Raw genomic sequence first — 445 nt, forward strand, 5'->3', positions numbered from 1 at the left:
CGTCAATCTTCACGTAGTTGACCGGTAAGCTTTTCAGGTAGCCGTAGGAAGAGAAGCCGCTGCCGAAATCGTCCAGGGCAAAAGTGCAACCCAACTGATGGAAGGTCTTAATAAACTGCAGGGTCTCGTCCATTTTGATAATCGCCATGCTTTCGGTGATTTCAAAGCAGATCTTGTTATAGGGAATACCGTATTTTTCAAAGGCATTGAGTACAAACAGGCGCAATTCCTTATCCCCCAGCGAGTGGCCGCTGAGGTTAATGTTGGCGCGCACCAGGTTGTCTTTGTGCTGAGGGTTGTCGGCCAGCCAACGGAAATAGTGTTCTACCACCCAGCGGTCAATTTGGGCAGTCAGATTGTAATGTTCTGCCGCGGTTAGGAAGACATCCGGGGTGACTATCTGAGTCTCGTCGTCTCCTTGCATACGCAGCAGGATTTCATAATG

General features: G+C 49.4%; 1 protein-coding gene. It reads right to left on the bottom strand.

Annotated features, from left to right (window positions below; genetic code table 11):
* Positions 1-445: EAL domain-containing protein (locus J0A66_RS21695; RefSeq protein ID WP_206575936.1), on the bottom strand; the 445-nt coding region annotated here is incomplete at both ends.

Source organism: Bowmanella dokdonensis (genome assembly GCF_017254865.1).
GTDB lineage: Bacteria > Pseudomonadota > Gammaproteobacteria > Enterobacterales > Alteromonadaceae > Bowmanella > Bowmanella dokdonensis.